This is a genomic window from Tsukamurella sp. NPDC003166 (assembly GCF_040611135.1).
Lineage (GTDB): Bacteria > Actinomycetota > Actinomycetes > Mycobacteriales > Mycobacteriaceae > Tsukamurella.
Genome location: NZ_JBEXNL010000003.1, coordinates 204814 through 217887 on the forward strand (window position 1 = coordinate 204814; position 13074 = coordinate 217887).

Here is a 13074-nt window from a genome sequence, read left to right on the forward strand (position 1 = left end):
GCGGCGGTGGGGGTTCTTCGCGTCTACGGGGCGATCAGACGGTGATGGTTCCCACGCAGGGCGTGCTGGTCTGGGTGCCGATCCACTCCGAGCCGGCGCCCGCCTTGATCACCAGGTTGAACGTGACCGAGCCCTTACCGGTCGTTACGGGCGTCTTGTTGAGCGTGGGGGACGCGCCGACGCCGGCCACCTTGGCTGTGCCGAACTTACCGGTCGAGGTGTTGTTCCAGGACAGCGAGCCGTTCGAGGCGAACTGGCTGAGCACGAAGTCGCGATAGCCCGCGCTGCCCGTCGCGGAGACCAGGATCTGCCCGGGACCGCCGACGGTCACCGTCACCTTCCAGGTGAGCTGATCGCCCCCGAGGGTGAACATCGGGTTCGCGCTCGAGCAGGTGGCCGTCACCGAGGCCGGCTTGGGCTTGGGTGCAGGCGCAGGCGCGGCCGCAGCGGGTCCGATGGCGAACGTGGCGGCAGCCGCGAGCGCGACCGCGACGCCGGCTGTGCGCGTCGAGATCGTGGAGGTGTTCATCGGTGCGTCCTTCCGCAGTCGTCAATGCTCGGACAAGAGTACGCGCTGCGGGTGACCCGGAGAAGGCACGTGCGGGGCCGGTGACGGGTTCGTGCAGGTAGGGAGCGCAGCGGGTGACCGGTGGGTAACAACGAGGGGTGGTTTTGCCTGCCTGTCGATGACGGGTGTACTGACGACACGCCCGAATGTGAGTTCAGTGCGACACGCGGAGGAATTTCGATCCACAGGGTGGGGAGGCGGATGCACCCCACCTGACCTGTGGCGACTCGATCCGGTGCCACAGGTTTCCACAGGTTTTCCCCATCGGTCCACACCGACGTCCCCACCCTGACCGCGCGCCGTGCACAGGAAGTACACAGGTCCGTCCACAGGTGGAGTTTGCGACGACGAGCGGAGGGCTTAGCGTTCACGTGCGTCGGTCGCGCGCCCGTGCGGGAGTCCTTCCGGAACCTGTCAGTGGTCCGCGCTAGACCTGTCGTGAGCATTGGTGAGTCTCCGTGCCGCCCTCGGGTGGTGCGGGTGCGAGGAGAGGTGGGTCCCGGTGTCGGTCACGGACGAGCAGGAGTTCACTCCTGGGCCCGCGAGGCGCTCGGAGCCCACGTCCGACGGTCCGCCGCCCGAGGACTTCGGCCGCCAGCCTCCGCAGGACATCGCCGCCGAGCAGTCGGTGCTCGGTGCCATGATGCTGTCCAAGGACGCCATCGCGGACGTGCTCGAGGTGCTCAGCCCGGGTGACTTCTACCGGCCCGCGCACCAGTCGGTGTACGACGCGATTCTCGACCTCTACGGCGCCGGTGAGCCCGCTGACGCGGTCACCGTCTCCGCCACGCTCGACCGCAAGGGCGAACTCAAGCGCGTCGGCGGGGCCCCGTACCTGCACACTCTGATCTCCACGGTGCCGACCGCTGCCAACGCGGGGTACTACGCCGAGATCGTCGCCGAGAAGGCCATCCTGCGGCGGCTCGTCGAGGCCGGGACCAGGATCGTCCAGTACGGCTACTCGGGGTCCGACGGTGCCGATGTCGCCGAGGTGGTTGACCGTGCGCAGGCCGCCGTCTACGACGTGACGGAGCGCAAGGCCTCCGAGGACTACGTGATCCTCGAGGAGTTGCTGCAGCCCACGATGGACGAGATCGACGCGATCGCCTCGCGCGGCGGCGTCAGCATGGGTGTGCCCACGGGCTTCACCGACTTCGATGCGCTGACCAACGGCCTGCACGCGGGGCAGATGATCATCGTCGCGGGCCGCCCTGGCGCCGGCAAATCGACCATGGCGCTGGATGTGCTGCGCTCCTGCACGGTCGAGCATCACATGCCCGGGGTGCTGTTCAGCCTCGAGATGAGCAAGACCGAGGTCGTCATGCGCCTGCTCTCCGCGGAGGCGCGGATCAAGCTCGCCGATATGCGCTCGGGCAAGATGTCCGACGACGACTGGACACGCCTGGCGCGCCGCATGTCGGAGATCTCCGAGGCGCCGCTGTTCGTGGACGATTCGCCGAACCTCACGATGATGGAGATCCGGGCCAAGGCCCGCCGCCTCAAGCAGCGGCACGGCCTCAAGCTCATCGTCATCGACTACCTGCAGCTGATGACCTCGGGCAAGAAGGTCGAGTCCCGCCAGCAGGAGGTCTCCGAGTTCTCCCGGCAGCTCAAGCTGCTCGCGAAGGAGCTCGAGGTCCCGCTCATCGCCGTCGCACAGCTCAACCGTGGTCCCGAGCAGCGCACCGACAAGAAGCCCCAGGTGGCCGACCTCCGCGAGTCCGGCTCGCTCGAGCAGGACGCCGACATGGTCGTCCTCGTGCACCGGCCCGACGCCTACGAGCGCGACGACCCCCGGGCCGGCGAGGCCGACTTCATCCTTGGCAAGCACCGCGCCGGCCCCACCGCCACCATCACCGTCGCCCACCAGCTGCACTACTCCCGCTTCGTGGACATGGCCAAGGGCTGACGTCGTGGTCGTCATCTTGCAGGGGCCCGGATTTCGCGGTGTCGACTCTACCGACCTGCGCTGACGCGACGCCTGCGTCACGTCCGCGAGCCGGCCGCCCCGACCGAGAGCGACCGCCCACTGCGGTGACTGATCGAGGACCTCGTGCCCCTGCTCTTCCGTCGAAGCGGTCCAGATCGGATACCGCCGCGGGGCACGAGGGCAGAGCATCTTTCGTCATTCACTCGCACGGATCAGGACTTTGGCACCGTTCCCGGTGCGCAGCGCCTCGATCGCTTCGACGGTGGCCTCCAGTCCGGTCTCCTGGACCCAGCCGGTCAGGTCGTACAGGCCGGAGGCCATCGCGGCGATCACCTCGTCGAACTCCTCATGCGTGTAGCCGACGGCACCGACGACTTCGGTCTCCGCCAGCATGAGCTGCGTCGGCTGGAACTCGATCGCTTGCTCGTAGAACGCGAGGACGACCACGCGTCCGCCGGCGGACAGGCATGACAGGGCCGCGGGCAGTGCGGACCCCGCGCCGGCAGCGTCTATCGCGACGTCCACTCCGGCACCGCCGGTCAGCGCGGCGGCTGCGGCGGGCAGGTCACTGGGATCGACGACGGTGGCGCCCAGGCGCTCGATGATCGCTCGGCGCTCGGGGTTCGGCTCGGACACCAGGATCTTCTCGACTCCGCGGGCCCTGAGGGCGAAGTACGTGCCGATCCCGATCGGCCCGGCACCGGCGATGAGCGCGCTGCCGCCGGCCTGGACACCGGACCGGGCGACACCGTGCCAGGCGACCGCCATCGGCTCGACCAGGGCGCCCATCCTCAGGTCGACGTCGTCGGGGAGGACGTGCACGGAGGAGGCTTCGACAGTGGTGTACTCGGCGAGGTCACCGCCCGGGGCGGTGGCGCCGACGGAAGCCATCTGTGGACAACAGAACGGGAGCCCTCGGCTGCAGGCCGAGCATTCGCCACAGGAGTGGGCGAGCGGGTACACGGCGACGGTGTCGCCCACCGCCACCGCCGTGACGCCCTCACCCACCTCGACCACTGTTCCCGAGAACTCGTGGCCGAGAACCCGCGGCATCCCGAGGTCCATCGGGACGGCCTCGGGATAGTAGTACACGTGCAGGTCCGAGCCGCAGATCCCGGCGAAGCCGTTGCGTCATGGTCACCTTTGTTCCTTGAATAGAGCGATCTATCAAGCATTCGCCGTGCGCGATCTGCTGAGTGTGTGGCGCCGGCCCTGTTCTGATTGATTGATCTATCGGGTAGCATCGAGTGCATGACCGAAACCATGACCACCGGTCCCCGCGTGGAGACGAGGGAACGTCTGGTGAACGCTGCGGCGCAGCTGTTCAGTCAGCAGGGCTACGCCGCCACGGGAATCAAGGCCGTGCTGGCCGAGGCCAAGGCGCCGTACGGGTCGTTGTACCACTACTTCCCCGGGGGCAAGCAGGAGCTGGGCAGCGTCGCGATCGCGCACGGGGGCGCTCGCTACCGGGAGGTCATCGAGTCGATCTACACCGTGGGTGGTGACGTCGTCGAGGCCACGGCGGAGTCGTTCCGGGAGGCCGCCCGCCGACTGGAGACGACCGACTACGTCGAGGCGTGCCCGGTCGCGTCGATCGCGCTGGAGATCGCGAGTAGTGACCAGGTGATCCGCGCGGTCGCGGCAGAGGCGTTCGAATCGTGGCTGCACGTGCTGGAGGATCGATTCGCTGCGGCCGGTATGTCGGCGGACAAGGCACGCGAGGTGGCCGTCGAGGTCTTCTGTCTCATGGAGGGATCGGCGCTACTGGCACGAACAACCCGCTCCACCACGTCGGTGGAGATCGCGGGCCGCACCGCGACGAAGGTCGTCGCGAACGCGCTCGGCTGATCCGGACCCAACGATGTCGGGCTCCACGGCGGACGCCGTGGAGCCCGAATCGTCGGGGTACCGGGGTGAGGCCGGCCCGGTCTCAGTCCGCGGCGGCGCCGGCCGGAGCCATCTCCTGCTGGGCCTCGACGATCGAGTCCATGAGTGACGGCTTGTCGGTGGCGAAGTCCAGCTTCTCCATGCCGCCGTAGGGGTTGTCGAACGTCGCGACTTCGGCCGGGGAGTTGTCGCAGTACACCTCGAGCTCGTTGCCGTCGGGGTCGATGAAGTAGACGCTCTTGGCAACGCCGTGATTCACGGTGTAGGCGATCTCCACGTTCTCGTCGAGCAGCGTCTGGTAGGCCTCGCGCAGGTCCTCCTCGTTCTCGAGGCGGAAGGCGAAGTGTTCCATCCCGACCCGGTAGAAGGAGTTGCCGGGTGCCTCGTCGCCGAGCTGCGCGATGCCCAGCTCGTGGTGATCGCGCCCGGTGGACAGGAACGCCACACCCGGTTCGATCCTGCCCATCACCTTGAGGCCGAGGATCCGGGTGTAGAAGTCGAGCGACTGCTCGAGGTTGCGCACTTTGATCACCACGTGGGCGATGCGGTCGATCTTGATCATGGGTCTGGCCTTTCGTTGTGGATGTTCGTGGTCACTGGGCGTGGGACTAGGTGCCCGGTTGGTGAGGCATGTACGCGGAACGAAGGTGCCCTTCGAGCGCGGTGGACAGTTGAGGAGACGGGTACCCGAAGAGGTCGACGACCAGGCCGCCGCCGAGCCGGGCGAGCTGTCCGACGATCGTGCCGACGGTGCCGAGGTGGGTGAGCACGGCGTCCGAGTCCGCGTACTCCTCGTGCACCACACAAGCGGTCCGCTCTGCGTTGAAGAACCAGTCGTAGCGGGTGTTTCCCGACTCCGCGCGGACGGCCTCTGCGGCCTCGGTGACCGTGTTCTCGAACGCTTCTCGGTTCGCGTCCGTGATGGCCGGGATCGTCGCGATCATGCCGATGCGGCTGGTGTTCGCTGTCATGCGGTGGCCAATCGGCGGAATCGGCTGGCGTGGAAGATCAACGGAGCCGCTTCGGGATCCGCGTGGAGGGCGTAGATCTCGAAGAGGGCCACCGAGTGGTCACCGGCCGACATCTCCGTGTAGAGGGAGCATTCGAGCCACGCCGGTGCGTCCTCGACGAAGACGGCGCCACTCTCGGCGCTGTCCCACGCGACCTCCACGAACCGATCGTCCGAACGGCGCGACAGGCTCAGGCAGACGTCGTTGTGCGACTCGGCGAGCGCGCTGATCCCCACCCGATCGAGCTCGCGCAGCCGGGGCCACGTGGTCGAACTGGTCTGGAAGCACACCGACACCAGCGGGGGCGAGATCGACACGGACGTGAAGGAACTAGCGGCGATGCCCACCGGGGCACCGCCGGCGATCCCGCACAGGGCGGTGACTCCGGACGGGAAGCACCCGAACGCCGATGGATCGGGTCGTGTCGTCGGGTCGGGCGCCGGCCGGTCGCGCGGTTGACGTGCGGATGTGGGACGCCCGAGTGGCAATCCGGATCGGCTCAGATCGCTTGACGTGCTGCCGGTCCGCACTGAGCGGACGGTGAGAAACCGGTTCCCACTCGATCTGAGGGGAAGCGAAGAATGGTCATCACGCAACGACGTCATTGCGGACGTCGTCTCCGACCTGGCGTCTCCGCAGGGGCGACGGGCCGCTGCCGACGGCGTGTCGAGCAGGTGTGAAGGTCCGCTCGACGAGAGTCCGACCGTCCAGATATCCCGTATCCCGCCTGTGGACCGTGTCGCTCGCCCGGGGCGATCCCGCCCCGCCGTGCGGTGCGTGCTTCCGAGGACGCCGCTACTCGGCGGCGTCGCGCCGCCGTAGCGTCGGCTTGTCGATCTTCCCGACGGGGTTCTTGGGGATCTCGTCGAGCAGGATCAGGTCGACGGGGACCTTGACCTTCGCCAGTTCACCGCGCAGGCCGTCGATCAGCTCCTCGGCGGTCACCGTCGCGCCAGCACGGAGCGAGACGTACGCGACCGGCACTTCGCCGAGGACCTCGTGCGGCCGGCCGATCACGGCTGCCTCGAAGACCTGCGGATCGCGGTACAGTTGCGCCTCGATCTCCTTGGGGTAGATGTTCTCGCCGCCGCGGATCACCATGTCCTTCACCCGGTCCACGAGGCGAAGGTAGCCGTCCTCGTCGAGCAGGCCCACGTCGCCGGTGCGCAGCCATCCGTCCACGATCGTCTCCGCCGTCGCGTCGGGGCGATTCAGATAGCCGGCCATCACCACGTCGCCCGCGATGAGCACCTCCCCGGTCTCCCCGGGCGGGACGTCGCGGAGGGCACCGTCGACGATGCGGATGCGCTGGCCCGGCAGCGCGGGACCGACGGTGCCGGACTTGCGCGGACCGTCGAGCGGGTTGATCGCGGAGGCGGTGGTGGTCTCCGACAGCCCGTACCCCTCGACGATCGGCACCCCGAACCGGGACTCGAACCGCTCGATGAGGTCGACGGGCATCGGTGCGGCGCCGCAGATCCCGAACCGCAGCGAGGACGCGTCCGGCACGATCTCCGGCGGCAGGGCGGTGAGCATCGCGTAGATCGCGGGGACCGCGGAGAAGTAGGTGGGACGGTGCCGCTCGACCGCGGGGAAGAACTCGTCCGGCCGGAAGCGGCCGACGATCGTGGTGCGGCCGCCCGCCCGGAGCGGGGTGAGCGTTCCGAGTACCACGCCGTTGGCGTGGAACAGGGGCAGCACCAGCAGGCTGTGATCGCGCTCGGTGAAGGAGAAGTGCTCGATGAACGAGGCCGTCATCGCCGCGATGTTGCCATGGGTGATCATGACCCCCTTGGGCTTTCCCGTGGTACCCGCGGTGTAGATGAGAAGCGCGAGATCGGTCGGCCGGGCCTGCACCGGCAGTGCATCGTCGCCGTCGGTCTCGGCCAGCAGCTCGCCGCACGGGAGCGTGGCGATACCGTCGGGCGTGGGGGATCCGTCCTCGGTCACGAGCACCCGGGCGCCCGCATCCGCTGCCTGGTAGGCGATCTCGGGTGGCGCGAGCGCCGGGTTGATCGGCGTGACCGCCGCGCCGAGCCGCCACGCGGCGAACACGGCGACGACGAGCTCGACCCGGTTCGGGAGCAACAGGCCGACCACGTCACCGGCCTCGACGCCGTACTCCTCGAGCCGGGTGGCCGCCGTCCGGACGGCGGCCGCGAACTCGCTGTTGGACAGGTCGAGGCGGTCGTCGGCGAGCGCGGGATCCGACGGTGCCCGCGCCGCCCGGATCTCCGGGAGGGCGGGTACCTCGGGGAGGTCGCGCACCGTCATCGGTGCACCGTGACGATGGGCTCCGAGATCAGCCCGAAGGTGCGCAGGACACCCTCGAGCTCGCGGTGCCCGAAGGCTTGACAGCCGGACGCGAGGCCGACCCGGCGCGGGGGCTGCTGCAGCAGCGAGTACGCGGCGTAGGCCTGCAGCAGGCCCGTCTGCTTGTAGTTGCTGTTCCCGTGGATCACCACGTGCGCCCGGCCGAGGGGCCCGGATGCGTGCACCGAGTCGAGCGACTTGTTCACACGCGGATTCTCGCGCGGCGGCATCGAATTCATGACCTGTGCCGCAACGGCGTCGAGGGCGTCGGCGCGCTCCTCCGGTGACATGTCCTTCGTGGCCTCCAGCGCCTGGGCCACGATCACCGGGACGTTGTTCATCAGCGCCGTGTTGAAGACGCCGCCCTGCGCCTTGCAGTTCGCGACCCGCGGATCCCGCTTGAACCACACCGGGTGCGAGGTGCCGCCCCAGGGCAGGGACTGCGCCAGCTCGTGCTGTCCGGGGACGACCAGCGGGACGAGGCCCTGCGTGGGGTCGAACGGGACGTACTGGTTCTGCTCGAGGAAGAAGGCGTCGCCGCCCGCGGCGTTGACCAGGATCGTGCGGGTGGAGGCGATAGTGGGGCTGCCGCCCCAGAAGACGGCGATGTCGAGAGTGTCGAGGCCGGGTGTCTCCAGGGCGATCTGGGCGGCGATCTCGCCGGTGGTGTACATCTGGGCGATGCCCGGCGCCAACAGGAGCCCGGCCTCGGCGAAGCGCTCGTGGAAGGTCCCGTCCAGGTGGATCATCCAGTCCTGCTCGCCGTTGGTGTCGCTGTAGTGCGCACCGGCGTTCAGCGCCGCCTCGACGACCGGGTCGCCGAACTTGATGAACGGCCCCACGGTGTTGAGAACGACCTTGCTGCCACGGAAGAGCTCGGTCAGGGCGGCGACGTCGTGCTCGACCTGGACCACCTCGTAGTCCGCGGTCTCGATACCGGCGACGTTCTTGTCCATCGACTCGGTCAGTTTGCCCTCGTCGCGGCCCGCCGCGGTGAAGGGCACGTTGTACTCGCGCAGGTACTCGCAGATCAGGCGGCCCGTGTAGCCCGAGGCCCCGTACACCACTACCGGCTTGTTGCTCATGATTCTCCTAGTCAGGGTCGGTTTCGAGGGATTGGACGGGTCACATGCCCATGCCGCCGTCGACGGGGAGGCCGGCGCCGTTGACGAAGCGGGCCGCGTCGGAGGCGAGGAAGACGACGCCGTCGGCCATGTCCCGGACCTCGCCGAGCCGGCCGCTGGGCGTGAGGCCGACGACGGCTTCGACCGCCTGCTCGGGCGATTCGAAGAGCCCGATCTTCGCCATGTCGACGGCCAGCCCGGTGCCCATCTCGGTGGGGACGAGGCCGGGGTAGATGCAGTTGACCCGCACCCCGTAGCCGAGCTTTCCGGACTCCATCGCGGCCACCCGGGTCATCCTGTCGATCGCGGATTTGGTGGCGGAGTAGATGGCGATGCCGGGGAAGGCGATCGTCGCGGCGACGGAGGCGACGTTGACGATGGCGCCGCCCGAACCCGCGGCGCCGCCCGGGCGCATCGCTCGCAGGCCGTGCTTGAGGCCGAGCGCCGTGCCCAGCACGTTCACGTCGAGCTGGCGACGCACATCGTCGACCGAGATCTCCGTGAGCAGGCCCGTGATCTCGACGCCGGCGTTGTTGACCAGGACGTCGAGGCCGCCGAGCCGCGTGATGGTCGCGTCGACGGCGGCGGACCAGCTGTCCTCGGACGTGACATCGAGGTGGACCGAGCCGTGGCCGGCTCCGAGTTCGGCGGCGACGGCGGCGGCCCGCTCCGCCTGCAGGTCGCCGATCACCACAGACGCCCCGGCTTCGGCCAGAGCCCGCGCCATGCCCTCGCCGAGCCCCTGGGCCCCGCCGGTGACCAGCACCCGCCGGCCGGTCAGATCGAATGCGCTCACGACTACTCCCTTGTTCGAGGTGGAACCGCGTGCGGGTTGTTCTGTGATGCCCGTCACCCAATCGAATCTAGACGACTGTCAAGAAAATTGTTGGACAATCGTCAAGAGAATGAATCGGGGGACCTGCTGTGATCCGCATCACGGGGGTTATCCTGGGGTGATGCCGGCACCGGGTCGGCGGCGAGAGGGGCGAGGTGACCGATCTGATCGCGAATCCGAGCGCCGCTGCCGGTGGTCCTGCGCCCGCGGCGGTGGGCGCCACCAAGCACGCCACCAAGGTCGCCGCCAAGCGGGACGAGCTGGCTCGCGCGGCGCTCAAGACCCTGTCGGAGCTCGGCTACGCACGGACGAGCCTGCGCGAGATCGCGGCGAACTCCGAGTACAGCCACGGCGTGCTGCACTACTACTTCGCCGATCGGCTCGAGCTCATCGCGCACTGCGTGCACCTCTACAAGAGCGAGTGCATCGCCTCCTACGACGACGTGCTCCGACCCGACGACGACGCGCCCGCGCTCCGGGCGCGATTCGCCGAGCGGCTGGCCGCCACGATGGAGCACGATCTTCCCACGCACAAGCTCTGGTACGACCTGCGGTCGCAGGCGATGTTCGAGGCGGCCCTCGTCGACGATGTGCGCGAGATCGACGGCGATCTCGAGGCCATGATCTGGCGGGTCGTTCGACGGTACGCGGAGCTGTCCGACGGTGCGCCCCTACTGGATTCGGCCGGCACCTACGCCGCGCTCGACGGGCCCTTCGAGCGGGCGGTGCGTCGCCGGGTCGGCGGCGACGAGGCGGCCGGTGCCGACCTCGCGGCGCAGGTCTTCGCCCTGCTCGACGCGCTCGTCCTCCGCCCGTCGCCCTGATCGACCACGATCCCCCTCGGCGATATCACCACCGACGACCGCTGGACATCGTGCTCGTCGTCCCCCGCGCCACGCCGGCTCGGCTCACCCGATGCTCGGTGGTCTCTGCCGCCGTCCACCGACGAGACTCCTGCGAGCCATGCGCGAACAACATGGCTCACGCCCTAGATATGGCGCTTGGCCTCGAACGATGCAGCCATGCGTCGGACGCATGGGTTTCCCGATCATCAACACGCCCGGAACGGCCGAGCCTCGCCCACACCGACACCCCGTCGGGCGGATCAGCGTGGGGCGTCGTCCTCGCTGACGCCGAGGGCCAGCTCGACGAATACGCGGAAGCTGAAGGCGAGTGTGTCGAGGGACTGCAGCGTTCCGCTCTCGTAGCCCACGAGCAGGTACATCGCGATCGTCGCGTAGTGCCGCGCGAGCTCCTCGTCGCCGAGCAACTCCACGTAGGTCTCCGCGATCACGTCGCGGCGCTCGGCGTCCACCTCGCGCTGGTGCCGCGCGACCTCGGGGTCGTGCGCGGCCCAGACCCGGATCGCGGCCTCGGTCGCGTGGGGCAGCGTCATGCCGGTCTCGATCAGTGACACCAGTCGATCGGAGGCGTCCGGGACCTGGCGGGCGGCCTCGATGATCCGGTTGCTCTTCACCTCGCGCCAGTACCGGATCAGCTCCGAGGTGAACTCGGGCCAGCTGGGGAACGCGTGGTAGAAGCTGCCGGTCGATGCGCAGGCGGCCTCGCACACGGCCGCGAGCTTCAGTGCGGCGTGCCCGCGGTCGGCGAGCACCGTCATCCCCGCGTCCAGGAATCGCAGCTGGGCGTAGCGGGACGGCGTCGAGCGGGCGGGCTTCATGCAGGCGATGGTAGTGCCGGACGTCGGCAGCCGGGACCTCGCCGTGTGACCTCTTGCACACTACTAGAAGTCGACTTATAGTGACGTCAGCCCACGGAGGAGACCGACATGCAGTCACCATCAGCCCGCTCGCTGCGCTGGAAGATCGACCGCAATCGCGGACTGGACCCCGAGACCGACTTCGAGCTGATCGCCCGGAATCTCGCGACCTACGACTTCCCCTGGGACATCACCCAGGCACTGAGCTTCGCGCTGTTCCGTACCTACGCCGTGCCCAGCATCGGCAACCTCCTGGACCGCACCGGCGAGTTCACGCAGCGCGTCCAGAAGCGGTACGACGACACGGCGCTCCTTCTCGACGAGCCGCTCATGCACGGATTCGGCAGCGCCGAGGGCAGATCAGCGATCCGCCGGATCAACCAGATGCACAAGATGTACGACATCACCGACGACGACATGCGGTACGTCCTGGCCACGTTCGTCGTGGTCCCGGTGCGGTGGATCGCGGACTACGGCTGGCGCGATCTCACGCCCGACGAGATCCGCGCGACGGTCCGCTACTACCAGGCCCTCGGCAAGCACATGGCGATCCCCGGTATCCCCGCGACGTACGACGCGTTCGCCGACCTCCTCGACGGATACGAGGCAGAGCACTTCGCGTTCGACCCCGGAGCGCGTCGCGTCGCGGACTCCACCCTCGAGCTGATGACCACCTTCTACCCGAAGCCCGCGCGCCGCGCGGTCGAGGTGTTCAGCCGTGGCCTCATGGACGAACCCCTGCTGCGCGCCTTCCGCTACCGCGTCCCGAGCCCGCTCGTCCGGCGGCTGTCCGTCGGTGCGATGAAGGCCCGCGCCCGCATGCTCGCCGTCCTGCCCTCCCGCCGGAAGCCGGCCCTCGTCCGCGACAATCGTCGGATCCGCAGCTACCCCCGCGGTTTCCGGACCGAGACGATGGGAACCTTCGCGCCCGGCTGCCCCGTGCACCGCGCCGCCACCGACGCCACGCGCCCCACTCCCGCCGCGTAACCCTCGCGCGCCCGCCCGTCCGCGCGGCACGGGGTTGTGTGCGACCGCCGCGTGACATGCTGATCACATGCGCCGTTCGGTCCTGGTTCCGCTGCTCGAGGTGGTGCTCACCCTGCTGGGCATCGTGTGGCTGGTCGTGGTGGTGTTCTTCGGACGGTCCGCGGTGTGGCTGCTCCTGGTCTGGGACGCGGCGGCGGTCGCGTACATCGTGGCGGGTTCGCTGCTACTGCGTCGCCGTATCCCCGACGACGAGACGGTGCCGGCTGAGTTGCTCGCGCCGCGCTGGCAGACCACGTTGTTCGCGTTGGTCGTCAGTGGCTCGGGGCTCGCCGGCGGCCTCCTCATGATCGCCACCCGCGGCGAGGATCCGAACTCCTTGCTGCAGCCGGTCGCGGCAGCCACCGTCCTTCTGTCATGGATGCTGCTGCACACCGCGTTCGCGCAGATCTACGCCCGCGACTACTTCGGGGGCGACCCGGGCCTGGTGTTCCCCGACTGCGAGCACCCGCAGATCACCGAGTTCGTGTACTTCTCGATCACGATCGGAACCTCCTTCGCGGTCTCCGATGTCACGGTCACCAAGCGATCCACTCGCCGGCTCGTGATCGCGCACAGCGTGCTCAGCTTCTTCTTCAACGCTGCGGTCGTCGCCATCGCGCTGGACTGGATCAAGGGCGGCGGCTGAGTACGCCGCGCACGG

The 13074-nt window shown here is 68.7% G+C and carries 14 protein-coding genes; 5 read left to right on the forward strand and 9 right to left on the reverse strand.

The window, feature by feature from the left end:
• Window positions 1–34 precede the first annotated feature (34 nt).
• Window positions 35–529 carry a hypothetical protein gene (locus tag ABZX10_RS05175; protein ID WP_355535274.1) on the reverse strand — a complete coding sequence of 165 codons (495 nt, stop codon included), beginning with the start codon at window positions 527–529 and terminating at the stop codon, window positions 35–37.
• A gap of 541 nt (window positions 530–1070) precedes the next feature.
• Here ABZX10_RS05175 and dnaB point away from each other — a divergent pair.
• On the forward strand, window positions 1071–2477 hold the full coding sequence (gene dnaB / locus ABZX10_RS05180) for a replicative DNA helicase (protein ID WP_355535277.1): 1407 nt from the start codon (window positions 1071–1073) through the stop codon (window positions 2475–2477).
• A 216-nt stretch (window positions 2478–2693) separates the two neighbouring features.
• On the opposite strand, the gene ABZX10_RS05185 is transcribed toward dnaB, so the two are convergent.
• Window positions 2694–3611 carry a zinc-binding dehydrogenase gene (locus tag ABZX10_RS05185; protein WP_355535687.1) on the reverse strand — a complete coding sequence of 306 codons (918 nt, stop codon included), beginning with the start codon at window positions 3609–3611 and terminating at the stop codon, window positions 2694–2696.
• Window positions 3612–3749: 138 nt separating this feature from the next.
• Between ABZX10_RS05185 and ABZX10_RS05190 the strand changes: the two genes are divergently transcribed.
• Window positions 3750–4346, forward strand: a complete 597-nt coding sequence (locus ABZX10_RS05190; RefSeq protein WP_355535280.1) for a TetR/AcrR family transcriptional regulator — start codon at window positions 3750–3752, stop codon at window positions 4344–4346.
• 82 nt (window positions 4347–4428) lie between these two features.
• Here the strand turns inward: ABZX10_RS05190 and ABZX10_RS05195 are convergent, their stop codons facing one another.
• The 6 genes from ABZX10_RS05195 to ABZX10_RS05220 form a co-directional block, all read right to left on the reverse strand.
• The gene (locus ABZX10_RS05195) at window positions 4429–4947 is read right to left on the reverse strand and encodes a VOC family protein (protein ID WP_355535283.1); all 519 of its coding nucleotides are present in this window, start codon (window positions 4945–4947) and stop codon (window positions 4429–4431) included.
• A gap of 46 nt (window positions 4948–4993) precedes the next feature.
• Window positions 4994–5356, reverse strand: coding sequence for an antibiotic biosynthesis monooxygenase (locus tag ABZX10_RS05200; RefSeq protein ID WP_355535286.1), 363 nt, complete (start codon window positions 5354–5356; stop codon window positions 4994–4996).
• Window positions 5353–6000, reverse strand: a complete 648-nt coding sequence (locus ABZX10_RS05205) for a flavin reductase family protein (protein ID WP_355535289.1) — start codon at window positions 5998–6000, stop codon at window positions 5353–5355. The genes ABZX10_RS05200 and ABZX10_RS05205 overlap by 4 nt, the downstream gene beginning before the upstream one ends.
• Before the next feature lie 190 nt (window positions 6001–6190).
• A complete protein-coding gene (locus ABZX10_RS05210) occupies window positions 6191–7669 on the reverse strand; it encodes an AMP-binding protein (protein ID WP_355535292.1) in 1479 nt (492 codons plus the stop codon).
• The gene (locus ABZX10_RS05215) at window positions 7666–8796 is read right to left on the reverse strand and encodes a DUF5938 domain-containing protein (RefSeq protein ID WP_355535690.1); all 1131 of its coding nucleotides are present in this window, start codon (window positions 8794–8796) and stop codon (window positions 7666–7668) included. Before ABZX10_RS05215 ends, ABZX10_RS05210 begins: the two co-directional genes overlap by 4 nt.
• A 37-nt stretch (window positions 8797–8833) precedes the next feature.
• Window positions 8834–9628: an SDR family oxidoreductase gene (locus ABZX10_RS05220; protein ID WP_355535295.1), complete on the reverse strand. Its 795-nt coding sequence runs from the start codon at window positions 9626–9628 to the stop codon at window positions 8834–8836.
• A 194-nt stretch (window positions 9629–9822) separates the two neighbouring features.
• Between ABZX10_RS05220 and ABZX10_RS05225 the strand changes: the two genes are divergently transcribed.
• Entirely contained in the window at window positions 9823–10491 is a 669-nt protein-coding gene (locus tag ABZX10_RS05225; RefSeq protein WP_355535298.1) for a TetR/AcrR family transcriptional regulator, read from the forward strand.
• Window positions 10492–10772: 281 nt separating this feature from the next.
• On the opposite strand, the gene ABZX10_RS05230 is transcribed toward ABZX10_RS05225, so the two are convergent.
• Window positions 10773–11348 (reverse strand): TetR/AcrR family transcriptional regulator, encoded by a 576-nt coding sequence (locus ABZX10_RS05230; protein ID WP_355535301.1) that lies wholly within the window; start codon window positions 11346–11348, stop codon window positions 10773–10775.
• Between the two features lie 108 nt (window positions 11349–11456).
• Here ABZX10_RS05230 and ABZX10_RS05235 point away from each other — a divergent pair, with 108 nt between their 5' ends.
• Both ABZX10_RS05235 and ABZX10_RS05240 read left to right on the forward strand, forming a co-directional pair.
• Window positions 11457–12374, forward strand: coding sequence for an oxygenase MpaB family protein (locus ABZX10_RS05235; protein ID WP_355535304.1), 918 nt, complete (start codon window positions 11457–11459; stop codon window positions 12372–12374).
• A 67-nt stretch (window positions 12375–12441) separates the two neighbouring features.
• Window positions 12442–13059, forward strand: coding sequence for a DUF1345 domain-containing protein (locus tag ABZX10_RS05240; RefSeq protein WP_355535307.1), 618 nt, complete (start codon window positions 12442–12444; stop codon window positions 13057–13059).
• The last annotated feature ends 15 nt before the right edge of the window (window positions 13060–13074 follow it).

Bases quoted from the DNA above. Each gene is read 5' to 3' on its own strand.
- ABZX10_RS05175 (WP_355535274.1), bottom strand. From the start codon at position 529: ATGAACACCTCCACGATCTCGACGCGCACAGCCGGCGTCGCGGTCGCG.
- ABZX10_RS05190 (WP_355535280.1), top strand. From the start codon at position 3,750: ATGACCGAAACCATGACCACCGGTCCCCGCGTGGAGACGAGGGAACGT.
- ABZX10_RS05195 (WP_355535283.1), bottom strand. From the start codon at position 4,947: ATGATCAAGATCGACCGCATCGCCCACGTGGTGATCAAAGTGCGCAAC.
- ABZX10_RS05200 (WP_355535286.1), bottom strand. From the start codon at position 5,356: ATGACAGCGAACACCAGCCGCATCGGCATGATCGCGACGATCCCGGCC.
- ABZX10_RS05205 (WP_355535289.1), bottom strand. From the start codon at position 6,000: ATGACGTCGTTGCGTGATGACCATTCTTCGCTTCCCCTCAGATCGAGT.
- ABZX10_RS05210 (WP_355535292.1), bottom strand. From the start codon at position 7,669: ATGACGGTGCGCGACCTCCCCGAGGTACCCGCCCTCCCGGAGATCCGG.
- ABZX10_RS05230 (WP_355535301.1), bottom strand. From the start codon at position 11,348: ATGAAGCCCGCCCGCTCGACGCCGTCCCGCTACGCCCAGCTGCGATTC.
- ABZX10_RS05235 (WP_355535304.1), top strand. From the start codon at position 11,457: ATGCAGTCACCATCAGCCCGCTCGCTGCGCTGGAAGATCGACCGCAAT.
- ABZX10_RS05240 (WP_355535307.1), top strand. From the start codon at position 12,442: ATGCGCCGTTCGGTCCTGGTTCCGCTGCTCGAGGTGGTGCTCACCCTG.